The organism is Mesorhizobium sp. B3-1-7 (genome assembly GCF_006439385.1).
GTDB lineage: Bacteria > Pseudomonadota > Alphaproteobacteria > Rhizobiales > Rhizobiaceae > Mesorhizobium.
On the sequence record NZ_VFTL01000013.1, the window covers coordinates 81,284 to 103,543 of the forward strand.

At 64.1% G+C, this 22,260-nt stretch carries 22 protein-coding genes; 5 read left to right on the top strand and 17 right to left on the bottom strand.

Features of this window, described 5'->3' with window-relative positions:
• Positions 1-2 precede the first annotated feature (2 nt).
• Positions 3-356 (bottom strand): hypothetical protein, encoded by a 354-nt coding sequence (locus tag FJ417_RS13035; protein WP_140783725.1) that lies wholly within the window; start codon positions 354-356, stop codon positions 3-5.
• Positions 357-439: 83 nt separating this feature from the next.
• Here FJ417_RS13035 and FJ417_RS13040 point away from each other — a divergent pair, with 83 nt between their 5' ends.
• The 3 genes from FJ417_RS13040 to FJ417_RS13050 all read left to right on the top strand — a co-directional run bounded on the left by FJ417_RS13040 (position 440) and on the right by FJ417_RS13050 (position 4,013).
• Positions 440-1,483 (top strand): 2OG-Fe(II) oxygenase family protein, encoded by a 1,044-nt coding sequence (locus FJ417_RS13040; protein ID WP_140783726.1) that lies wholly within the window; start codon positions 440-442, stop codon positions 1,481-1,483.
• Between the two features lie 27 nt (positions 1,484-1,510).
• On the top strand, positions 1,511-3,151 hold the full coding sequence (locus FJ417_RS13045) for an ABC transporter substrate-binding protein (RefSeq protein ID WP_140783727.1): 1,641 nt from the start codon (positions 1,511-1,513) through the stop codon (positions 3,149-3,151).
• A 79-nt stretch (positions 3,152-3,230) separates the two neighbouring features.
• Positions 3,231-4,013 carry a glucose 1-dehydrogenase gene (locus FJ417_RS13050; RefSeq protein WP_140783728.1) on the top strand — a complete coding sequence of 261 codons (783 nt, stop codon included), beginning with the start codon at positions 3,231-3,233 and terminating at the stop codon, positions 4,011-4,013.
• Positions 4,014-4,047: 34 nt separating this feature from the next.
• On the opposite strand, the gene FJ417_RS13055 is transcribed toward FJ417_RS13050, so the two are convergent.
• The 14 genes from FJ417_RS13055 to FJ417_RS13120 form a co-directional block, all read right to left on the bottom strand.
• Positions 4,048-4,821, bottom strand: a complete 774-nt coding sequence (locus FJ417_RS13055; RefSeq protein WP_140783729.1) for a hypothetical protein — start codon at positions 4,819-4,821, stop codon at positions 4,048-4,050.
• Between the two features lie 152 nt (positions 4,822-4,973).
• Complete coding sequence (locus FJ417_RS13060) at positions 4,974-5,456, bottom strand: Gfo/Idh/MocA family oxidoreductase (protein ID WP_140783730.1); 483 nt, start codon at positions 5,454-5,456, stop codon at positions 4,974-4,976.
• A 50-nt stretch (positions 5,457-5,506) separates the two neighbouring features.
• Complete coding sequence (locus FJ417_RS13065; RefSeq protein WP_140783731.1) at positions 5,507-6,514, bottom strand: sugar-binding protein; 1,008 nt, start codon at positions 6,512-6,514, stop codon at positions 5,507-5,509.
• Between the two features lie 74 nt (positions 6,515-6,588).
• Positions 6,589-7,593 (bottom strand): ABC transporter permease, encoded by a 1,005-nt coding sequence (locus tag FJ417_RS13070; protein WP_140783732.1) that lies wholly within the window; start codon positions 7,591-7,593, stop codon positions 6,589-6,591.
• Between the two features lie 20 nt (positions 7,594-7,613).
• Positions 7,614-8,354, bottom strand: coding sequence for an ATP-binding cassette domain-containing protein (locus tag FJ417_RS13075; protein WP_140783733.1), 741 nt, complete (start codon positions 8,352-8,354; stop codon positions 7,614-7,616).
• Positions 8,351-9,310, bottom strand: coding sequence for an ROK family protein (locus FJ417_RS13080; RefSeq protein WP_140783734.1), 960 nt, complete (start codon positions 9,308-9,310; stop codon positions 8,351-8,353). Before FJ417_RS13080 ends, FJ417_RS13075 begins: the two co-directional genes overlap by 4 nt.
• Positions 9,307-10,125 (bottom strand): alpha/beta hydrolase, encoded by an 819-nt coding sequence (locus FJ417_RS13085; protein ID WP_140783735.1) that lies wholly within the window; start codon positions 10,123-10,125, stop codon positions 9,307-9,309. Before FJ417_RS13085 ends, FJ417_RS13080 begins: the two co-directional genes overlap by 4 nt.
• Positions 10,122-10,949 carry a sugar phosphate isomerase/epimerase gene (locus FJ417_RS13090; protein WP_140783736.1) on the bottom strand — a complete coding sequence of 276 codons (828 nt, stop codon included), beginning with the start codon at positions 10,947-10,949 and terminating at the stop codon, positions 10,122-10,124. The genes FJ417_RS13085 and FJ417_RS13090 overlap by 4 nt, the downstream gene beginning before the upstream one ends.
• On the bottom strand, positions 10,949-12,028 hold the full coding sequence (locus tag FJ417_RS13095; RefSeq protein WP_140783737.1) for a Gfo/Idh/MocA family oxidoreductase: 1,080 nt from the start codon (positions 12,026-12,028) through the stop codon (positions 10,949-10,951). The genes FJ417_RS13090 and FJ417_RS13095 overlap by 1 nt, the downstream gene beginning before the upstream one ends.
• 573 nt (positions 12,029-12,601) lie before the next feature.
• A complete protein-coding gene (locus tag FJ417_RS13100; RefSeq protein WP_140783738.1) occupies positions 12,602-13,759 on the bottom strand; it encodes an ROK family transcriptional regulator in 1,158 nt (385 codons plus the stop codon).
• Between the two features lie 73 nt (positions 13,760-13,832).
• On the bottom strand, positions 13,833-14,318 hold the full coding sequence (locus FJ417_RS13105; RefSeq protein ID WP_140783739.1) for a DoxX family protein: 486 nt from the start codon (positions 14,316-14,318) through the stop codon (positions 13,833-13,835).
• A gap of 147 nt (positions 14,319-14,465) precedes the next feature.
• Positions 14,466-14,927: a tetratricopeptide repeat protein gene (locus FJ417_RS13110; protein ID WP_140783740.1), complete on the bottom strand. Its 462-nt coding sequence runs from the start codon at positions 14,925-14,927 to the stop codon at positions 14,466-14,468.
• 36 nt (positions 14,928-14,963) lie between these two features.
• Positions 14,964-15,935, bottom strand: coding sequence for an MBL fold metallo-hydrolase (locus FJ417_RS13115; protein ID WP_140783741.1), 972 nt, complete (start codon positions 15,933-15,935; stop codon positions 14,964-14,966).
• 246 nt (positions 15,936-16,181) lie between these two features.
• On the bottom strand, positions 16,182-16,448 hold the full coding sequence (locus FJ417_RS13120) for a DUF680 domain-containing protein (RefSeq protein ID WP_319022995.1): 267 nt from the start codon (positions 16,446-16,448) through the stop codon (positions 16,182-16,184).
• 267 nt (positions 16,449-16,715) lie between these two features.
• On the opposite strand from FJ417_RS13120, the gene FJ417_RS13125 reads away from it, so the two are divergent.
• Positions 16,716-19,343 (top strand): EAL domain-containing protein, encoded by a 2,628-nt coding sequence (locus FJ417_RS13125; RefSeq protein WP_226891930.1) that lies wholly within the window; start codon positions 16,716-16,718, stop codon positions 19,341-19,343.
• A 202-nt stretch (positions 19,344-19,545) separates the two neighbouring features.
• Positions 19,546-20,541: a transporter gene (locus tag FJ417_RS13130; protein WP_140783742.1), complete on the top strand. Its 996-nt coding sequence runs from the start codon at positions 19,546-19,548 to the stop codon at positions 20,539-20,541.
• An 11-nt stretch (positions 20,542-20,552) separates the two neighbouring features.
• On the opposite strand, the gene FJ417_RS13135 is transcribed toward FJ417_RS13130, so the two are convergent.
• A complete protein-coding gene (locus FJ417_RS13135; RefSeq protein ID WP_140783743.1) occupies positions 20,553-21,239 on the bottom strand; it encodes a glutathione S-transferase family protein in 687 nt (228 codons plus the stop codon).
• A gap of 59 nt (positions 21,240-21,298) precedes the next feature.
• Positions 21,299-22,228 carry an EamA family transporter RarD gene (rarD, locus tag FJ417_RS13140; RefSeq protein ID WP_140783744.1) on the bottom strand — a complete coding sequence of 310 codons (930 nt, stop codon included), beginning with the start codon at positions 22,226-22,228 and terminating at the stop codon, positions 21,299-21,301.
• Between the last annotated feature and the right edge of the window lie 32 nt (positions 22,229-22,260).

The window sequence follows — 22,260 nt, forward strand, 5'->3', positions numbered from 1 at the left end:
GCCTAACGTTGGTTCGCAGCGAAACGAACACGTGCCAATGGGCGTCCGCGAAAATCACAGTTGGTTGGATCGATACGGCTTTCGTCGAGCATCTCGCTTCTCCGCTGGGTCGCGCTGCGACCTGTCGAATTGCGGCTCGTTCCCTTGAAAGCCCTGTGCCATGGGGTGGCGTGACTGTCGTTCAGGCCGGACGGTCTGTCAACCCCCAGCCCACGCTTGACAAAGCTGCCTGCCTGTTGGACGTTTATTCCCACCATGGCACCGGGTTCGAGCCGCTTTTCTCCGACCGGCAAGGCGTCGGAACGAAACGGATCGCGATGCCAGGCAATCCAGAAATCCTTCCAGACAATGAGCAAGGGCCGCGCCTCATGGCGTGCTCGCGCCTGTCGGCGGATTCGACTGCGGCACGCCCGGTCCCAAGCATCGCAAGGATCATGAGATGAGCGACGACACCACCACCGGGGGCATCCCCGCCATCGACATCGCGCCGCTGTTCAGCCCGCCGTCGCCTGCCCGCGACGAGGCAGACCGCCATATCTTCACTGCTGCCTCCGGCATCGGCTTCATGACCGCGCGCGGCTTTCCGGGCGCGGAGCTTTTGACGCGCGAGCGGCGCGGCGAGTTGCTGAAGATCTTCGACTTGCCGGACGCGGAAAAGCAGAAGCTGCTGCGCTGGAATTTCGATCCGTCGAAATCGAACTATTATCGCGGCTGGTTCCCGCTGCAGCCGACCGCGGTGTCCTACAAGGAGGGCATCGACATGGGGCCGGACATCGCGCATGCCGACGCCGAATTCACGGCCGACGATCCGCTGCTCGAACGCACGCCGCTGCCGGCCGAGAACGATGTTCCAGGATGGAAGGCGGCGGCAGCGCATTACTACCGCTCGATGGAAAAGGTCGGCGCGGCGCTGATGGCCTCGATCGCGCGCAGCCTCGGGCTCGATGACGACATTTTCGACGGCCATTTCCAGGGCGGCATCTCGACGCTCAGGCTGATCCGCTATCCGCTGCGCACCGAGGATGGCGCGGTCGACCTGTCGAAGCCTGAATATTCGGTCATGCACAAGGGCGAGCGGCGGCTGGTCATCGGCCGCGAGCATGCCGATTCCGGCTTCGTGACGCTGCTGGCGCAGGACGGCGTCGAAGGCCTGCAGGCCAGGAACCATGCCGGCGAATGGATCGATGTGCCGCCCGCAGACGGCACGCTGGCAGTGAATTTCGGGCAGTTGCTGGAGCGCTGGACGGGCGGTGTGGTGCAGGCGACGCGCCATCGGGTGATCGCGCCGAAGACGGCGCGCTACTCCATCCCCTTCTTCTACGAGCCGCGCGTCGACGCCGAGATCGCGCCGCTGCCGATCAAGGGCGCCAGCGATTTCGCGTCGTTCCTCTACGGCGACTATCTGTGGGAGTCGGCGACCAACTTCGTCGAAATGGCCGGCGTCAAGACTTTGCGGAAGCCAAGGCGGGCGGCCGCCGCTTGAGCGCACCAACCAACAGGGGACCAAACAATGAGCACCGAAACGCGCAAATTGCCATCCATCCTCGGCGGATGGGAGGCCGCGGTGAGACAAGGCAGGGTCGATCGTCGCGAGTTCCTGGCGGTGGCCAGCGCGCTCGGCGCCTCCACCGCAGCGGCCTATGCGATGGCGGGCCTTGTCGCTCCGACCGAGGCACGAGCCGACGAGCCGAAGCGCGGCGGCGTGCTGAAAGTTGCGATGCTGGTGCCGGGGCTGAAGGATCCGCGCACGTTCGATTCCTCCGACCTTGGCAATATCGGCCGGCAGTTCCTCGAGCCGCTGGTGCGCTACACGGAAACCTTCACCTTCAAGCCGATGCTTGCCGAGCGCTGGGAGGTGAATGACGACGCCACCCGCTACACGCTCTATCTGCGCAAGGACGCGACCTGGAACAATGGCAATGCCTTCAGCGCCGACGACGTGATCTTCAACTTCACCCGCTGGTGCGATACCGCGGCCGCCGGCAATTCGATGGCGCGGCGCTTTGCCGGCCTCACCGAGGGCGACAGCGGCAGGCTGCGCGCCGGCGCCATCGAGAAGGTCGACGACCACACGATCGTGCTCAACCTCTCGGCGCCGGACGTGACGGTGATCCCCAATCTCGCCGATTATCCGGCGCTGCTCGTGCATCGCGATTTCGACGCCAGCGGCGGCGATCTCGCCAAGCATCCGATCGGCACCGGCGCCTTCGAATTGGTCTCGCTCGATGTCGGCCAGCGCGCGGTGTTCAAGCGCCGCGCCAACGGCAAATGGTGGGGCGGCGAAGCGCTGCTCGACGGCATCGAGATGATCGATTACGGCGTCGATCCCAACGCGCTGGTCAGCGCCTTCGAGGCCGGCGAGGTGCATACCAATCTCGACAGCAATGGCGACTTCATCGCGGTGTTCGACGGCATGGGTCTGACCAAGAGCGAGATCCTGTCGGCCTCGACGGTGGTCGCCCGCGCCAATGCGACGACCGCGCCCTATACGGACGAGCGCGTGCGGCGCGCATTGCAGCTTGCCGTCGACAATTCGGTGGTGCTGAAACTCGGCTTGGCCGGCGCCGGCGAAGTGGGCGAGAACCACCATGTCTGCCGCATCCATCCCGAATATGCGGAGCTGCCGCCGATCAAGCGCGATCTCGACGAGGCCAAGCGCCTGATGACCGAGGCCGGCCAGATGGGCTACGAGCACGAGCTGTTCTCGATCGACGACGACTACCGCAAGAACACCGCCGACGCGATCGCTTCGCAGTTGCGCGAAGCCGGCTTCAAGGTGAAGCGCACTGTGCTGCCGGCCTCGACCTACTGGAACGGCTGGGCGAAATTCGCCTATTCGACCACCAACTGGGCGATGCGCCCGCTGGGCGTGCAGGTGCTGGCCCTCGCCTACCGCACGGGCGAGGCGTGGAACGAGAGCGGCTTCGCCTCGAAGGAATTCGACGCCAAGCTCGACGAGGCGCTGAAGACCGCCGATGTCGAGAAGCGCAAGGCGGTGATGACGGACGTCGAGACGATCCTGCAGCGGTCCGGCGTGATCATCCAGCCCTATTGGATGAAGCTCTATTGCCACTCGGCCAAGCAGGTGATGAACCGCCACGCACATCCGACATACGAGCTGGATTTCACCGACGTGTGGCTCGCCGCTTGAGGCAGGGCCGACGCCTTGCGCTTGCTTGAGCTGTTGGGCAGGGTGACAATGCCCGTCGACACATCGATGAAGGTGCAAATTGCGTTCGACTGATTATCTCGGCCGTCTCTTCGGCCTCGAAGGCAGGCATGCCTTCATCACCGGCGCCAGCCGCGGGCTGGGCCTCGCCTTCGCGGAGGCGCTGGCCGCCGCCGGCGCGCGCGTCACCATAGGCGGCCGCAAGGCCGACGAGCTCAAGGCCGCCGGCGACAGGCTACGCGGCAACGGCTACACGGTCGCGGAGTCATTGATCGACGTCACCGACACGCGGTCGGTCGATGCGGCGATTGCGGCGAGCGAAGCCGGCACCGGACCGATCGACATCCTGGTCAACAATGCCGGCATCCAGCGCCGCGCGCCGCTCGAGACTTTTTCCGATGCCGACTGGGACGCGCTGATGGCGACCAATCTCGACGGCGTCTTCAAGGTGAGCCGCGCCGCGGTGAAAGGTATGATCCAACGCCGCAGGGGCGTAATCATCAACGTGTCGTCGGTGCAGAGCGCGCTCGCTCGGCCCTCGATCGCGCCCTACGCGGCCAGCAAGGGGGCGATTACCATGCTGACCAAGTCGATGGCCGGCGAATGGGGCGAGCACGGCGTGCGCGTCAACGCCATCGCGCCGGGCTATTTCAAGACCGAGCTGAATGCCGCACTGGTCGCCGACGAGAAATTCTCCACCTGGCTCACCGGCCGCACGCCGATGCGGCGCTGGGGCGATGTCGAGGAACTGGCGGGCGCCGCGGTGTTCCTGGCGTCGGACGCCGCGAGTTTTGTCACTGGACAGACGCTGCTGGTGGATGGCGGGATCACGAGCGTGTTGTAGAGGCAAATGAGGCTACGCAAGACTACAGTGCCAGCTAGGGCTGCACTGCGGAAGGCCCTGCAGAAAACAGAAGAATCAACGCTGAGAATAATGCACTGAGGCCAAAAACCACGATAGAACCGAAGATCATCGCGTTGGCCAACTTTATAAAACGATCAGCATATCTCCTAAGGTATCGACCTACGGCATAAAGCTTGTGGTGCTTGGTGTGCCCGACCAGCATTCCTCGAACGGTTCCAACAAGATCGCTAATTCTTAGAAACAAAAAGGAGTGTCCAGCACCCATCATTAGCAAACTTATCACCGATGTAAAAACTGTGAGCTTTGCGACAAGAACCGCAGCAGGCCATGGCTGACTTATCTGACCCGAGAGAACCGTAAGCGCAGCGATGATAGCCGCTCCATTGATCAAAACCATAGAGCGAAGAGCCTCAAGGCTGAGATCTTCAAAATACTTGTAACTCCGATCAGACCACTCCATCCACATCTTTTTAAGATCGTCGATATGCTGCTTATTGTTTTTCACAAGATCTAAATGATTCATGTGGATATTTTTTGCAATTAACCAATCTCGTTCCCAATCGTACGGCCTTGCATCGATTACTTTTTTGTCAAATATCTGGGACCTGTTAAATTCAATTGTATTTTCAAGCGAAGATAAAGTTGATTCCGCAGCCCATCCACGTTTCCAACTTTTGATGATCGACCTCCATTGGCCCTCAACGTAATTGCGAAAGCTGATCTCGTCAGGAGGCAACGGGAGCGCCTCGGTCACGTCCACTACTTTTGTTGGTGCCTCGTCCGCCACTCGTCGCCCCCGTTAAATGCCCAAGCAAGATATGGGATGCATCAAGAAGAGACACAAGTACAACGCAATGCTTCAGCAACATGAAAATACACTCCACCAGTGCGCCAGGTCGCAGTGTCGGTCCTTCGTAGCCCCATGGCTCGCTCCAGCCCTCACCCCGACTCCCACGTCACATCCGCCGGCATGCTGTGCTCCAGTACGAGGTCGACATTGGGCATGTCGTTGCCGCGAACCTTGGCCACCGCATATTCATCCGGGTAGCTCAGGTCCGTCCAGCGCTTCAGCAGCCTTCGTTCAAACTCGGCGCGCGGCGCGGTGAGGAACACCGTCAGGTCGAACAGGCGGGCAAGGCCGGACCAGGGAGCGCGGTCGAGCAACAGGTAGTTCGGCCGCATGGCGATGCAGGAAATTCGGCAAGGCGACGGCCACGGCATCGAGGCGTCGATGTTCACCGCGTCCTCGATGGTCTCGGCAATCGCCGGAATCCCGAATTCGGCGGCGAGCTCGCTGGCTGTCTTTTTGTTGCGGCCATAGATCGCCGCCACGTCGACCCTGGCATCGCCGAGCAATGCGGGAAGGTGGGCCCGCCGCACGATCATTCCGGTGCCGAGGACGGCAAGCCTGAGCTTCTTCACCGCGCCATCCTGGAAAGGGCCGGCGGGATTCCCGCCGGCCCGTCTAAAGATCAGTTCTTGCCGCAGGTGTCGGCCATGTCGGGCGTGCACTTGACGAAGCCGGTGTCGATATAGGGCGGCACCGTCTTGCCCTGCTTCAAATCATGCAGGGCCTCGATCGACTTGTAGCCCATATTGTACGGGCTCTGGCCGACAAGGTAGTGGGCAAGCCCATCCTTGAGCAGCGGCAGTTGCGGCGCGAAGGCGTCGCCGAAGGAGATGACGAGGTCCTTGGAATCGACGCGGTCCTTCACGCGCCCGACCGCCTGCCGGTAGGCCGACGGCGCATATTGCGCCCAGCCGCCGACGGCGACGAAAGCGTCGAGCTTGGGATTGGCGACTAGCACGTCGTTCATCTGCTGGGCGGCGAGGCTGATGTTGTCATTGTTGTAGATCGGGCAGCCGTCGACCTCGGTCCAGCCGTTCTCGCCGGCCAGGCGCTTCACCGGCTTGTCCTTGGAGACGTTGGCCAGCGTGTCGCGAATGCCCTGGACGCGCAGGTCGAGATTGAGCGAGCCGGCCGTGCCGGTCTGGATGCAGACCGTGCCGCCCTTCGGCTTGTATTCGACGACCTTCTTGGCCAGCTCGACGCCGAAATTGTAATTGTCGGTGCCGATGAAGGTCGAGCGCAGGCCGGCGTCTTCCTGCAGCAGATCGCCGTCGAAGGTCACGATCGGGATGCCGGCCGCTTTCGCCTTCGCCAGCAGCCGGGCCACGGATTTCGGATTGGTCGCGGACACCGCGATGCCGTCGACGCCCTTGGTCAGCACGTCGTTGATGACCTGAAGCTGCTGAGCCTCGTTCACCTCCGACGGGCCGATATAGTAGCACTCGACGCCGAGGTCCTTGGCGGCCTTCTCGCAGCCCTCCTTGACCGGGGCGCTGAAGACGTCGTTCACCGTCTTGACGATCACCGCATAGGTCTCGGCGGAAGCCGGCGCCGCGTTGATGCCCGCGGCGAATGCCGCCGCGATCACGGTCGCGCCCATTCGGGCGGTCAGTCTGTCGATGCTTCTCATGGTTTTCTCCTCTCTGATGTTATGTGCACGAAAGTGCGCGAACCTTCCGGACAGGCCCCCTGTCCGGACAGGTTCTAGACGCGGCTGGAGCGGAACCGTTCAAGCAGTACCGCGAACAGGATGAAGAGGCCGACGAAGGTGCCCTGCCAGAACGGGTTCACGCCGGCGAGCAAAAGGGCGTTGCGGATCACTTCGATCAGCACCGAGCCGATGACGGCGCCGAAGGACGTGCCGAAGCCGCCGAGCAGGTTGGCGCCGCCGATGACGGTCGCGGCGATGACCTGCAGCTCCTGGCCCTGGCCGAGCGCGTTGGTGGCGGCGCCCATCCAGCCGACGAGGAAGATCGCCGTCATGCCGGTCATGGCGCCGAGCAGCGCGTAGGTCGAAACCTTGACGCGATCGACCGGGATGCCGGAAAGACGCGCGGCATTTTCATTGCCGCCGATGGCGCGCACGTAGCGGCCCCATTTGGTCATCGACAGCAGCCACTGCATGACGACGGCCGAAACGATCACCGCCCACAGCACGTTCGGCACGCCGAGGAAGGAGCCGCTGCCAAGCGCCAGCAGCGTGTCGCCGGCGCGGCCGAAATCGTAGACGACCTGGTTGTTGGTGACGACCAGCGTCTGCGAACGCACGAGGCTCATCATGCCGAGCGTGACGATGAAGGGCGGCAGCTTCAGGTACGAGACCAGCACTCCATTGACGATGCCCACGAAGGCGCCGACGAGAAGCACGAACAACACGACGACGGCGAAAGGGTAGCCGCTGGCGCAGAACAGGCCGAGCAGCACGCCGGTCAGGCCCAGCGTGGAGCCGACGGAGATGTCGATGCCGCCGGTCATGATCACCGGCGTCATGCCGATCGCCATCAGCGCGGTGAAGCAGAAATTCTGCAGTATGTTGGCCATGTTGGCGCCGGTGAGGAAGCGCGGCGCGATCATGCCCACCACGGCGCCGATGATCAGCACCGCGATGACGATCCAGAATTCCTGGCTGCGCAGCATCTCGCCGAGCTTGCTGCGTTCCGACAGGTTGAAGACCGAATCCAGGTTGCTGGCGTCCGGAGACTTGTTCATTCCATCCTCCCCTGTTGCCTTCAGGCTGCGGCCTTGGCGCCGACGATCAAGGCGGTGATTTCCTCGGGCGAGCTGGTCGAAGCGAGCTTGTTGGCGACCAGGTGGCCGCGCCGCAGCACCATGATGCGCTCGCACACGCCGAACACGTCGGGCATGCGGTGCGAGATCAGGATGACGGCGACGCCGCGCTCCTTGAGGCGCTTGATCAGCGCCAGCACCTCGGCGACCTGGCGCACCGAGATCGCGGCGGTCGGCTCGTCCATCAGCACCAGCTTGGCGTCGGCCAGGCGGGTGCGGGCGATCGCGACCGCCTGGCGCTGGCCGCCCGACATGCGCTTGACCACGTCGCGCGGCCGCGTCTCCGATTGCAACTCGCGGAACAGCTCGGCGGCGCGCTCGCGCATCTTGCGATGGTCGAGGAATTTGAACGGGCCGACCGAGCGCATGATCTCGCGGCCGAGGAAGACGTTGGCAGCGGCGCTCAGATTGTCACAAAGCGCCAGGTCCTGGTAGACGATCTCGATGCCGGCGCGGCGGGCGTCGGACGGCTGGTTGAATTGCACCTCCTTGCCGTCGAACACCATCTTGCCGGACGAGGCCGGGAAGTTGCCGGCGATCATCTTGACCAGCGTCGACTTGCCGGCGCCGTTGTCGCCCATCAGGCCGACGATCTCGCCGGGCTCGATCTTGAACGACACGTCCTCGACGGCGTGGATAGCGCCGAACTGGCGCGAGATGGTCTTCAGCTCCAACAGGCTCATGGCAGGGACTCCCGTTCTTGCTTCGCTTCGGATGCAGGCATCGATCGAGCCGCGGCATAGTCGTCGGCGGCCTTGAGGCCGCCATAGAGGACGGCGCGCCAGCCGAGCCCGGCCCAGCGTAGGTCCATCGGGCGGCCCGTCTCGGCGAAGGGCGCCCGGAGCGCCACCAGTTCCTCCAATTGCCGGCGCGGAAATTCCTCGATCGCGCAGACCCCTCCCCCGAGCACGACCGTGGCCGGGGAAAACAGCGCCACCGCCGTGCCGATGGCGAGCGCCTGATCGCGCACGAACCGGTCGACGTCCGCACCAAGCCCGGGGATGCGCCGGGACTGGACAAAAACCTCGGTGACTGGAACGCCGTGCCTGGCGGCAATGACTTCCAGAGCACGGCCGGAGACGTAGGTCTCCAGGCAGTCCGTGCGCAGTCCTTCCAGCGTCCTGCCCTCATTGCCGAAAGGCATATGGCCGATCTCCAGCGCCCAGCCGCCGCCGCGAAAAACCTCGCCTCCCTGCAGGAAAGCGCCGCCGACACCGGTGCCGAAGAACAGGCCAAGCACGCTGTCGGCGCCTTTCGCAGCGCCCGCGATCACCTCACCCGCCAGCACAAGGACGGAGTCGCGTTCGATGATGACGGGGAAGCCAAGCAGCGCGCCAAGCTCGCTCGCCAGATGATGGCCGTTGAGCTCGGGGACATTGCCGGCGAACAGAACGCGGTCGCCGTCGGTATCGATGAAGCCGGGAACGGTCGAGACCATCAGGTCGGGGGTGAGGCCCGCCTCGGCGCAGAACTCCCTGACGAGCCTGGCGAAGCTGCCGACGGGATCGGCGTTGCGCATCAAGGCGGACGGGAAGAGCCGCTCGCCGGCCTGCGGAACCCGGTCGACGACCATGCCGCATTTGACCGACGTGCCGCCGACATCGACGACCAGGATCGAGCGGATCGAGGCTCGCGTCATCGATCACCTCCCCTGTCCGAAAGGAAGTCTGCCAAGGCGTTGCGGAACTCGGCGACATAGGCCGCGCGATCGACCGTCTTCGACGTGATCTCGGCCAGCCGGGCACCCGGGATGAGACCGGCCAGCTCGCGCGCATAGGCCAGAGGGTGGACGTAATCCTGGTCGTTGCCGATGATCAGAACCGGCTGCCGGATCGTCGCGATTTGGGCGCGGCTCACGCCCGGCCAGTCGAGCGGAATGCGCGTCAGAAGCGCGATTGTGGTATCGGGCCGCGGTCGCTTGAAGAAGCCGATGAGCGAGGCCGCATTGTCCGGCGAGGCCGCAAGGACCTCAAGGAACTCCGGCGATACGCGAAAACGCTCCGCGCCTTCTTCGGCGCCGTATTTTTCGAGATATTGCGCCGCGACGTGATAGCCGTGCAGGCGCTCGATGGAAGGCCCATCCACCCAGGCCGGCCGCGCCAGCACCAGCTTCGCCACGCGCGAAGCATGAAAGTTCGCCAGCCGCAGCGCAATCGCCGCGCCCAGCGAGATGCCGCCGACCGCAGCCTGCTCGATGCCGAGATGGTCGAGCAGCCCCAAGGCATCGTCGGCGAACTGCGCGATCGAGAGGCGCGACGGATCGCCAAGCGCGGAGGCGCCGTGGCCCCGGCACATCAGCGTGACGCGTTGCAGACCGGTGTCTTCGGAAAACACCTCGACCGGCTGGTCGAGAGGCGCGCCGAGCCCGTGCTGCCAGAGCACCGGGTATCCTTTGCCCGCGGCATCGAAGGCAAGCGCACAGCCGTCAGCGGTGGTGAAGGTGCCGGCGGTCACGACACGTCCTCAAGAAGCGTGCGCAGAGCCGCGCCCGACGCGGCCGCATCCTTATGCTCGAAGCCATGCGCGACGACCGCCTGGCCGTAGCCGCAGGAGCGCAGCAGCCGCAGGAACCGGTGGAGGTCGACGGCGCCGGCGCCGGTGGCCACAACCGTGCCGGCCCGGTCGATGTCCTTGGCATGCGCCAGGATGATGTGCTCGCCGAGCAGGTCCACCGCCTCTTCCATGACGCGGGCCTGATCGCTCAGTCGGTCGCCGACAAGATTGGCGGCGTCGAGGATGATGCCGAGGCGCGGGCTCCTGACCTCGTCGAGGATCCGCCGCGCGAGAACGGCGTCGGCAACGACATTGCCGGGCTCGGGCTCGATGCCGAGCCTGACGTCGTGCTTCTCGGCAAGCTCGAGCGCCGCATCGAGCTCGGCGCGCAGATCAGCCCAGGCGGCCGGCGAGGCGTTGTCGGGGTGGGCTGCCCACATGTCGCCGGCGTTGCGCGAGCCGGTGCACAGCGTCACGATCGGCGCGCCAAGCAGCGGCGCTGCGGCGACGACATTGGCGAAGCGGGCGCGGGCGGCACGGCGCACCGCCGCATCGGGATGAGCCATGTTGTAGGTGCCGGAGAGGCCGGCAATCGCCAGGTCCTGCGCGCGGGCGGCTTCGGCGAAGGCCGTGAGCTCGGCGGCCGGTACGGTGTCCGGAAGGCTGGCCAATCCCAGGCATGACAGGTTGAACTGCATGCCCTCATAGCCGTCTTGCCCGATCGCCCAGAGCAGCTGGTCGACGGGGCCGAGCGGATAGGTTCGGGCAAAGATTGCGGGATACATCAGACCGGCCCCGAGGCGTCCGCCAGATCGACGGGCTTGCCGCTGCGGACCGACTGGCCGATCGCCACCATGGCGCGGATGGAAGCGACGCCGTCCTCGACCGAAGCGCCGTTCATCGGCACGCCGGTGAGCACGACGTCGGCGAAGCCTTCGAGCTGGCGGCGGTAGAAATGCCCGTCGGCGCCCAGTACGCGCTCGGAGGAAGCGCTGCTCTCGCGGAAGATGTCGACCTCGCTCGACTTGTAGTACCAGGGATTGAAGATCTTGCCGATGGCGCTGCCGTTCTCGCCATAGAGCTGGAAGCCTTCGTGCCAATCCATCCGGACCGGCAGCGTCAGATCGAGATGGCCGAGCGCGCCATTTTCGAATTCCGTGTCCACGAACCAGCAATGGGCGCCGAAGCGCTCGAGCAGGCGGGCCTGGACGGACTTGATCGGCCCCGCCAGATAGCGCGCGAGATCGACGAGATGGCTGCCATGCGCCAGCATGAAATAGCGCTGGCGATCGGCCTTCTGGTCGCCGGCCGGCTTTAGCGCCTTGGCGCCGGTCCTTGGCACCGGCTGCACTGCATCGGTCATGGTGTAGCGATGGGTGGAATCGCAGTACCAGGCCTTCAGCGCCAGCAGCGAGCCCATCTCGTTGGTGGCGAATTCGTGCGCTGCCTGGATGCCTGGATCGAAACGCAGCATATGGCCGATCTGCAGCACCAGGCCGGTGCGCTCGACATGGCCTCTCAGCTCCTCCGCCTCCTCGACCGACATGGCGATCGGCTTTTCGCAAAGAACGTGCTTGCCGGCTGAGAGAGCCTTGATCGCCGCCGGAACATGGAAGGCATCTGAAATGCCGATGACGATCGCCTCGACCTCGGGATCGGCGAGCATGCGGTCGTAGTCGTTGTAGATGCTTGTCGCGTCGTAGAAGGAGCCGAACCGCCGCGCCAGATCGACATCGGCATCACAGACGGCCTGGAGGACGACGTTCCTGCCCTTCTGCGCCGATTCCAGATGCGCGAATTGCGAGATCGGGCCGCAGCCGAGGATACCGATGCGCAGACAACGGGCGTCTTTCTTGACGGGCACAGGCTCGCTCCCTGATATTTGTTTTTGTCTTATACAAAAACAAATATCACAAACCGCCCCACGTCAAGGCGCTTGATTAGGATTTCTACGATTGCTGTTTTGCAGGATGCGACGATGGATCGACTTCGCATGGTCGCGGTCGGCGCTAGTGCTTTGAGTTGGCTCCCCAAAATGGACTGTCGCAGCGCCCCGCTGTTCGCCAGTGCGTGCAAGAAAAAACCTTGGAAATGACAGCCAGTTCCTCAGCACAGGGACTGGATTTTCACCGTCTATTTCCATGAAATCAGCGCAAACGCCGGAGATTGGCGGAAGCCTCCCCAACGTCGTCATCCCTGGGCGGAGCAGCCGCGAAGCGGCGTCGTGGGGACCCTGGGATCCATTCGGTTACTTTGATCGAAGAACGTAGCGGAGCAGAATTCTGGACCGCAGCAGCGCTCATGAGTCACGGAATGGATCCTCGGGTCTGCGCGCGTCGCTACGCTCCTTGCTCCGCCCGTGGATGACGAGGCCGGACCGGTTCGGCCAATCTCCAAGGCATACCACCTGCCAACGCAGACATAGCCGACTGGGGAACTACAGCGTGCTGGCCTCGAGGTCCGGGAGAGCGAAAAGCGTGTCGCGGATGGTCGCCGCCGCGCCGATCGCGGCGCCGTCGGCGCCGAACTGCGCCACCCTGATCTCGGGCATCGCGAAGCCCGCCAGAAGCCGCCGCTTGATATCGGCCTGGATGCGCCGGCCGAGCTTGGGATAGAGTCCGGCCAGCGGGCCGCCGAGCACGATGCGCCCGGGGTCGAGCAGATGGATGGCGTTGACGAGGCCGGCGGAAAGGCCGCTGACCCAGGCGTCGAGTGCGGCGTCCACGTCCTTGCTGCCGACGCTTGCAAGCAGCATCTGGACGCCGTCGGCCACAGGCTGGCCCTCTTCGAACAGCCGCGTGAAATGCTTGGCGCCGGCCAGCATCTCGAACGTATCGACGCGTCCGCCGGCGGAAACGATGGTGTGGCCGATTTCGCCGGAGTAACCGTGCCCGCCCATCACGACACGGCCGTCATCGATGATGGCGCCGCCGATGCCCTCGGCCAGGAGAACGACCAGCATGCTGCCGGCCTTCGCCGTGGCGGAGGCGGCAAGCTCGGCATTGGCGAAGGCGAAAGCGTCGTTGCAGACCATGACCGACCAGTCGGCCGGCGACTTGGCCGTCAGCTCTGTCTGCAGGGGATAGTTGCGCCATTCCAGGAACGGCGCGTGGACCACGCTGCCGTCGCGGCCGACGAGGCCTGGCACCGAAATGCCGATGCCCTCCACCTTGTCCTGCAGAGCGGGATTTTCATTCAGCAGCCTCTCGATCAGGGAGAGCAGCCTTGCCGATATATGCCCGGCGTCGCGGTAGCGCGGACCGGTCGGCTCGACGATGCGGCTGACGACATTCATCTGCAGGTCGAGCAGCACCCCGGTCAAGGAACGCGTGCCGACATCGGCGCCGACAAAATACGCCCCCGAAGGGTTGAGCGACACGCCCACGCCCGGACGGCCCTTGCGCGTTTCGGGGGACATTTCGGCGCTCTCGACGACCAGGCCGGCATCGAGCAACACGCGCATGGCGTTGCCGATCGTGGCCCTTGTCAGGCCGAGCTGGCGGGCCATGTCGGCGCGCGAGAGCTGCCGGCCGTTTTGCAGCAGTCTCAGGCAACGCCTGGCGTTGATATGGCGCAGTAGGCTTGTCGTATTCAAGGCGACGTCTTCAGTTTGGGACCCGAGCAAATAGCATCCGGCGCCAGCAATCCAAAGAGGTTTCCGTGCCGCCTCAAACCGGCAGGCTCGTCTCCCCCACCGACAGATGCTGCTCAATAGGCGGATCGATCTTGGTGTCCTTCGCGAGCCCGGCGGCCAACACCCTGTCCACCGACAGCCTGCCGGAACCGGAAAGCGCCAGGATGAACATGCCGCCGGCGATGGCGAGATCCTTCTCGAAATGCAGCAATTCGTTCTGGCTGGCGAAATTGGTGTGGAAGAGAGTTGCCGTCATCAGGCAGAACAGGCCGAGGCCGATCGCGCCGAGCCGCGCCAGGATGCCTAGCGCCACGGAGAGGCCGGCGCCGAGCTGCAGCGCGATGGTGGCCAAAAGCAGCGGCGTGCCGACGCCGAGCGCGGTCATCGCCTTCTGAGCGCCTTCGAAATGGGTCGCCAGTTCCAGTCCCTCATGCACGAAGATCAGCGACAGAAGCAGGCGGCCGGCCAGCAGGACCGCGTCCCTGGCGTGAAGTTTTCCGGCAAGTTCGATCGGTGTCATGGTCGGCTCCAATCTTTGGAAAAGGGGTTGGCGCCGCGCGCCCGAGGTTGAAAGGTCGGAGCCGGCGCGAGGGAGAGGAACGCCGGCTCCGGTTTTCGGGCGCTACCGCCGTGGCGCCCAAAAGGATGGCGAGGCCTTATGGGCCGCCTACTTTGTCACCTTGGTGTCGATGGCCTGCTTGAGGTCCGAAAGCTCCTCGCAGCCGGCCGGGCAGAGTTTTTGCAGCGAGGCGAGCTGCTCGTTCGCCTTGGCCATGTCGCCGGTCTCGACATAGAGCTCGCCCAGATATTCATGCGCGGCCTTGTGGTCGGGCTGAAGTTCCAGCGCCTTGGTGTAGCAAGTGAGCGAGGTCTGGTAGTCGCCGGTCTTGCGCAGCGTGAAGCCGAGCAGGTTGTAGACGTCGGCCTGCTGGGTGTCCTGCGCAAGGTCGCGCAGGTCGGCCAGCGCGCCCTTGTAGTCCTTGGCCTCGATCTTGGCCTTGACGGCCGTCAGGTCCGGCGCGTCGGCGCCCTCGATATCGTCCACCGCATAGGCCGGAACGGCGATGGCGATGGGGGTCGCGGTCAGCACCGCAATGGCGCCGAGCACCGCGAAAAGTGCGTGTTTCATTGGAGTTGTCGCTTTCTGTTCAGGATCCGATTCTGATCAGATCTGGGTTGGGGTGAATGCGTAGGCGTTGCCGTCCCTGACGAAGCTGCCTGTGCCGGGGAACGGGAAGTGCGAACCGCAGATGCGGACATTGTCGGCGATCATCTGGTCGATGATCCGGTGGCGCGTGGTGATCGCCATCGGCCCATCCTGGTCATAAGCGCCCTGCCATTCGGGATGCGGGGCAAGCAGCGCCGGCACGTACATGGTGTCGGCCGAGACGAGGAACTGCTCGGAGCCGGCATCGACATGGTAGACGGAATGGCCGGGCGTGTGGCCGGGCGCCGCCATGAGGCGGATGCCGGGCACCACTTCCGCGCCATCGTCGACCAGCTTCCAGTTCTTCCATTTCGGGAAGTTCTCGGCGATGCGCTTGCCCGCCGGCTTGCGGCCCTCGGGCAGCTTGGCGAGGCGGCTCGGATCCGTCCACCAATTGTATTCGGTGGCATTGACGATCAGCTCGGCATTCGGGAACACCGGATTGTTGGTGCCTTTTTCCATCAGGCCCCAGACATGGTCAGGATGGAAATGCGAGATCATGATGGTGTCGATCGCCTTGTAGTCGATGCCGGCGGCCTTCATGTTGGCCGGCAGATGCGTGGCGTTGGCCTGCCACTGGCCGACGCCTGAACCGGCGTCCATCATGATGGTGCGGCCGTTCATCTGAAGCACCACGACGGTGAGCGGGATCGGCATGAATTCGGTGGTCAGTCCGGCCTTGGCGAGTGCCGCCTTGGTGTCGTCGATCGACACATCCTTGATGAAGGCCGGGTCGTGCGGCTTGCGCCAGATGCCGTCATAGACGGCGGTGACCTCGAGCGAGCCGACCTTGTATTTGTAGAAGCCGACCAGCGGCTCGACCGGGGTTTCGGCGTAAGCCGCGGGCGCGAATTCCAGCTTGCCGGCAATGCCGAAGGCGGCCGCGGCGGCGGCGGAACCGAGCACCATGCGGCGTGTCATGTTGAACATCAGAAATCTCCTCTTGTGGCTTGGGCGTTTGCTTCAGGTTTCAGGCGGTATGAGAGAATGGCGGAGGGCCCGGTGCGACCCTCCGCCGGCTGCGGAACCGGAGCCGGCCGGTCCGACTGAAGACCGGCCGGCTCCGGGGAGATCGGGACGTCTGGTCGTTGACCCAGGGCGAGGCGTGCCTTCCTCACACCGGCATCAGGTCCTTCGATCCCGCCTCCTGGGCGAGGACCTTTCGGTCCCGCCGGCTCAGCGACCCCAGGTGCCCTGGCCGGGCTCTTCCGCAGCAATCCTGGCCGCCGGCTTCATATCGGGCTTCGCGATGGAGGCAGTGGTGGTGGAGTCGACGGACGCGGCCTGCTGGCCGCCATTCGTCCGGGGAAGCGGTCGCTGCCGGCAAAGGCGCTGCCGGTGGCAACGAGGATGGCGAGAGCGGTGAAGACGGTTCTGTTCATACGCGTAGTCCTTCCGGGTTGGTTGATGCGTGCCTTGGGAGGACGGCCTCGCTACAGCCAAGACCCGGAAGGCCCGGGCTTTATTCCCGGACGCGGAAGATTTTTTGCGAGCAACGGAAAATCGCGATTTTTGCGGGATGAACGGCCCAGTTGGCCGGCGTTAATCATGGCTTGAGTTTGTTGGCTCAAGGCAAGCCTCCAGGCCGCGAACGGCGCAATTTGAGGCTGGCATGGAAGTTCTAATTTAAGCACTTTCCTTTAACTCCGATCGATGGGGCGTCGTCCTCCGATCGATGGAGCGTCGTCTAGAAAAGCTATTCGGGTTGAATTGACCGGGAAAATTTTCAATATCGGCCGCATCAGGCAGGCCGTTTTCTCTTCCGCCAACGTGCCGGCGGCGATTGCTTTCGTCGTGCTCTTGATCTGCGCGATCTTCGTCGACCAGCAGAACAAAACGGTTTCCGATCAACTCACGCGCGCGGACGTCCTCTACAAGGTCAATATCATCCGCGCCAAGCTGGAAGGAAACATCAACGGCAATCTCCAGCTGGTTCAGGGCCTCGTCTCGGCCATCGTCACCGAGCCCTATATGGGGCAGCAGAGATTTGCCTCCCTCGCTGCCAATCTCTTCAAGCAGAAATCGCAGTTGCGCAACGTTGGCGGCGCGCCGGATCTCGTCATTTCGCTGATGTATCCGATGGAGGGCAACGAGAAGGCGATCGGGCTCGACTACCGCAAGAACGAGGCGCAACGCTTGGCGGCGCTCAGGGCCCGCGACCAGCGCATATCGGTCCTTGCCGGTCCCGTCGACCTCAGGCAGGGCGGGCGCGCCTTCATCGGCCGGATCCCTGTCTTCGTGCCGACAGCGGGGGGCGGCGATCGCTTCTGGGGCCTTGTCTCGGCGGCTATCGATATCGATCGGCTCTATGCCGCAAGCGGCCTCACCGACCCTGATCTCGACATAGATGTGGCGCTTATCGGAAAGGATGCGCTTGGCGGTGGCGGCCAGCGCTTCTTCGGCAGCGCCGACATCGTCAAGAACAATCCGGTGACGGCAGACGTGCAGCTGCCGTTCGGTTCCTGGCACATATCAGCAATCCCCAAGGGCGGTTGGCCGACCGTGCCGAAGAACGAGCGGGGCTTGCAGGCGCTCATGGCGCTCGCCGCTGTGCTGGTGGTGCTGCCCATCCTGGTGGCCGGACGGCTGTTCGGCGAAAGGCAGAAAAACTATGCTGAATTGAGGCGCCTGTCCGGGAGGCTGGAACTGGCGCTGGAGGCTTCAGGCATCGGCGTGTGGGAGCAAGACCTCTTCACCGACGAGCTGCTGTGGGACGATCGCGTCAATGAGATCTACAACAAGCCCGCCGACGGGAAGCCGCGCGGCTATGACGACTGGGCACTGGCGATCCACCCCGAGGATGTCGCGCGGGCACGGCGCGAGTTCGACCTTGCCGTGGGTGCAAAAGGTCCCTACTCGTCGCAGTATCGACTGCTTCGCCCAGACGGCACCGTCCGCCATGTGCGCGCGCGCGCAAGCTACTTCCAGGACAGCGACGGCACGCCGAAGATGGTCGGGGCCGAATGGGACGTGACCAGCGACGTTCTGCTCAACGAGAATCTGGTGCGTGAACGGCAATTGTCGGAATCGAAGAATGCCGAACTCAAGACCGCCAAGGCGCGCATCGAGCATGTTGCGCTGCACGATTCACTTACCGGCCTGCCCAATCGCCGTTACCTCGATGAGATGCTGGCTAATTCGCCCGAGGATCGCACTGCGCTGCTGCATCTCGACCTCGACCGCTTCAAGCACATCAACGACACGCTCGGCCATGCGGCGGGCGACGCCATGCTCATGCATGCCTCGAAGGTCATCAAAGCCAACGCCCGGGCAGGCGACTTCGTGGCGCGCATCGGCGGGGACGAGTTCGTTGTGGTTTGCCAAGGGCGCGATGACAATGAACTCGCCGCGCTAGCGGATCGTATCATCGAAGAAATGCGCCAGCCCGTCGACTATAAAGGCCACCAATGCCGGTTTGGGGTCAGCATCGGGATTGCGGCGCTTAGCGGCGTCGATGCGAAGCAGTTGCTGGTCAACGCCGATCTCGCGCTCTATCGAGCCAAGAGCCGCGGTCGCAACCGCTATGAGTTCTTCAACGAAGAGCTGCAGAGCGAGATCGTCAGGACCAAGCAGACCGCTGACGAGATCCTCAGCGGGCTGGAGCGCAACGAGTTTATCGCCTACTATCAACCACAGTTCGATGCCAAGACGCTCGAGATCGTCGGCGTCGAGGCGCTCTCGCGCTGGCGCCATCCACGGCGCGGCATCCTCGCCCCCGACATCTTCCTCAAAGTGGCCGAGGAATTGAATGTGGTCTCGCTGATCGACCGCACGATCCTCGAACAAACGCTGGAGAATTTCCAGCGCTGGTCGCGCGACGGCCTCAACATTCCGCGCTTTTCCGTCAACGTCTCAGCACGAAGGCTGGAGGACAAAGACCTGATCAACGGCCTGCGCATGCTGGCGATCAAGGAGGGAACCGTCTCGTTCGAGCTCGTGGAATCCATTTTCCTGGACGAAAATGACGAGCTTGTCGCCTGGAACATCGAGCACATCAAGGAGTTCGGGATCGACATCGAGATCGACGATTTCGGCACGGGCCATGCGTCCGTCGTCAGCCTGCTCAAACTGCAACCGCGCCGTCTCAAAATCGACCGGCAGCTCGTCACGCCGATAACGGGCTCGGCGGCGCAGCGGCGGCTGGTGTCGTCAATCATCGAGATCGGCAAATCGCTCGGCATCGGGGTCGTGGCGGAAGGCGTCGAGACGATGGAACACGCGCGCATCCTGAAAGAGCTTGGCTGCGACATCCTGCAAGGCTACGCTTTCGGGCGTCCGATGGACCCAAAATCTTTCAGGACCTTCGCGATGTCGCGCAAATGGCTGGCGACTGGATAGGCAGGCGAAGCGAGCTGCCGTTTGATCGCAACGCCACGGCTGCGCAGCCAGTTCGGCCAACGATAGGACGGCTCTGTCGAGAGTGACTGCAGCCGTAAAGACGGTCACCAAACTGTCACACTGGGCGGCAATCGCCATGGTAGGTTTGCCCCTGGCCGCCCCCCCGCGACCCCTGACCGTACTAACAGCCGGCGAAGCCGCCATGAACATCGCCCTCCCCGCCGAAGGCACCGACCTCTCGCCCTATCTGCCGGACGAGCACGGACTGTTCTTCATCTATCATTTCAAGGCCGACGGCTCCCGCACCAAGGATCCCGCCGAGGCGCATTGGAGCTGGCGCAGCTACCAGATCACCGACATGCGCGCCCGCCAGGAGATCGGCGCCGAGCAGGCCCTGCCGCAGCCGGTGCGCGATGCCTTCCTGTCGCCCAGCCATGGCTGCCAGATCGATTTCGAGGACGACTTCCTCTATGGCGACTTGCCCGACCTCAGGCATGACTTCGCCGAGGCGCGCGGGCTCACGCATTTCCGTTTCGCCTTCAACGACAAGATGCTGGTCGGCGCCCGCAAGCAGCCGCTGGAATCGGTCGACAAGATCCGCAAGCTGGTGGAGGGCGGCACGCGAAAATTCCGCACGCCGGCCGAGCTGATCGAGGCGGTGATGGGCCAGTCGCTCGACGGCATGGCGGCCGAGCTCGACAAGATGGGCGATACGCTGGACGGCATCGAGGACCGGATCGTCGTCGATGCATGGCACAGCGAGCGCCAGGCGCTGGTCGATGCGCGCCGGCAGCTGGTTCTGATCCACCGGCAGATGGCGACGCTCACCAACCTCTTCCGCCACCTCGACCATTCGCATCGCAACGAGCTGCCGGACCCGATCAACGACATGGCGACGCGGCTATCGCACCGGGCGCACACGCTGCATCACGACGGCGAGCAGTTGCAGGCCCGAACAAGGCTCCTGCAGGACGAGCTGATGGCCAAGTTGACAGAGCAGTCGAACCAGCTGCTCTATATCCTCTCCGTCATGACGGCGGTGCTGTTGCCGATGACGATCATCTCCGGCCTGTTCGGCATGAATGTCGGCGGACTGCCGCTGGTCGACACGCCGCTGGGATTCTGGGTGGTGACGGCGATCTCGGTCGTCATCGCCGGCATCGTCTATATGATCGTGCGGCGGCTGGGGCGGGTCTGAAGCAATCGGGACTACGCGGTTGCCCGCAGATCCTCGACGACGGCGCCGGCGGCGGCGACTTCGGCTTCGTGGCCGGGTTCGCGCCACGTCTCGGCAAGTCCGGCCGCGTACCATTCGCGCATGGCCGGCAGGTCGAGCAGCCGCGACGGATAGGCGGCGGCTGCGCCTTCAAATGCCAGGCCATAGGACTGCGCCCTGAACGCGATGGGGGCGAAGAAGGCATCGACGGCTCCAAAACGGTCGCCGGCCAGGAAAGGTCCGCCGAAACGCGCAAAGCCATCGTTCCACAAGTCTCCCATGCGGAAGATGTCGTGCTTCAGCGCGCCGGACATGGGCGAAAGCTTTACCCGCACGCCGCAGCTCATCGGGCAGTCATTGCGCAGCGCGGTGAAGCTCGAATGCATCTCGGCGGCGGCCGAGCGCGCCCAGGCGCGCGCCTTCGTCTCCGACGGCCAGACGCCCGGGTGGCGTTCGGCAAGGTATTCGACGATCGAGAGCGAATCCCAGACGGCCCAGCCATCATCGACAAGACAGGGCACGCGTCCATTTGGCGAGAACTGCCGGTAGAGGCCGAAACTCGATCCGGGTGGGAACGGCGTCAGCCGCTCCTCGAAGGGAATACCGAGGACACGCATCAGCAGCCACGGGCGCAGCGACCAGGACGAATAGTTCTTGTTGCCGATATGCAGAACGTACATCGGGTGCCCTCTGCTTCTCGTTTACGCAATTCCGGGCGGAAAACCGCCTTGCACTTTGCTTATCTCGTCGCGGGAGCCGGCGGGCGGACCTCGCGCCCCCTGAACATCGACCAGCTATACATGGCCAGAGCTGCCCAGATCAGCGCAAAGGCGACAGCCTGGGTGCCGCCGAACGGCTCGTCGAAGATCAGCACGGCGATCAGGAACACCATGGTCGGCGCGATATATTGCATGATGCCGATGGTGGACAGGCGCAGCAGCCTGGCGCCGAAGGCAAAGAGCAGCAGCGGCACCGCGGTGACCGGGCCGCAGCCGATCAGCAATGCGGTGTCGGCGCCTGTGCCGGAAATCAGATGATCCTGGCCGGTGGCGATCAGGTAGACGATGTAGCAGAGCGCCGGCACCGACAGCAAAAGCACTTCGAGCAGGAACCCCTGGCTCGGGCCGATCGGCAGTGTCTTGCGGAAGAAGCCGTAGGCGGCGAAGGAGAAGGCGAGCGCCAGCGACACCCAGGGCAATTTGCCGGACTCGATTGTGAGCACCATCACCGCGACCGCGGCCAGCGCCACCGCGGCGATCTGCAACCGGTCGAGCCGCTCGCCGAGCAGCACCGCACCGACAACGACGACCACCAGCGGGTTGATGTAATAGCCGAGCGCGGTCTCGACGGTGCGGTCGACCGCGATCGCCCAGACATAGATGCCCCAGTTGATCGAGATCAGCACCGCCGTCAGCGCCGCCATGGCAAGGCTCTTCGGCGAGCGGATCGCCGCCTTGAAGTCGGCGGTGCGGCCAGCCCAGATGAGCACCGCCGCCGCGATCGGCACCGACCAGACGACGCGGTTGGCGATCACCTCGGCAAGCGGCAGATGCGCCACCGCCTTCATGTAGAAGGGCAGCAGTCCCCAGAGGAAATAGGCGCCGAGCGCCAGGAGGAAACCGCGGCGGGCCTTGGCATCCTGATCGAGATCGGCTGTAGCGGTGACCATGGCCTGACGCTATGGCCCAGCGGATCGCCCAA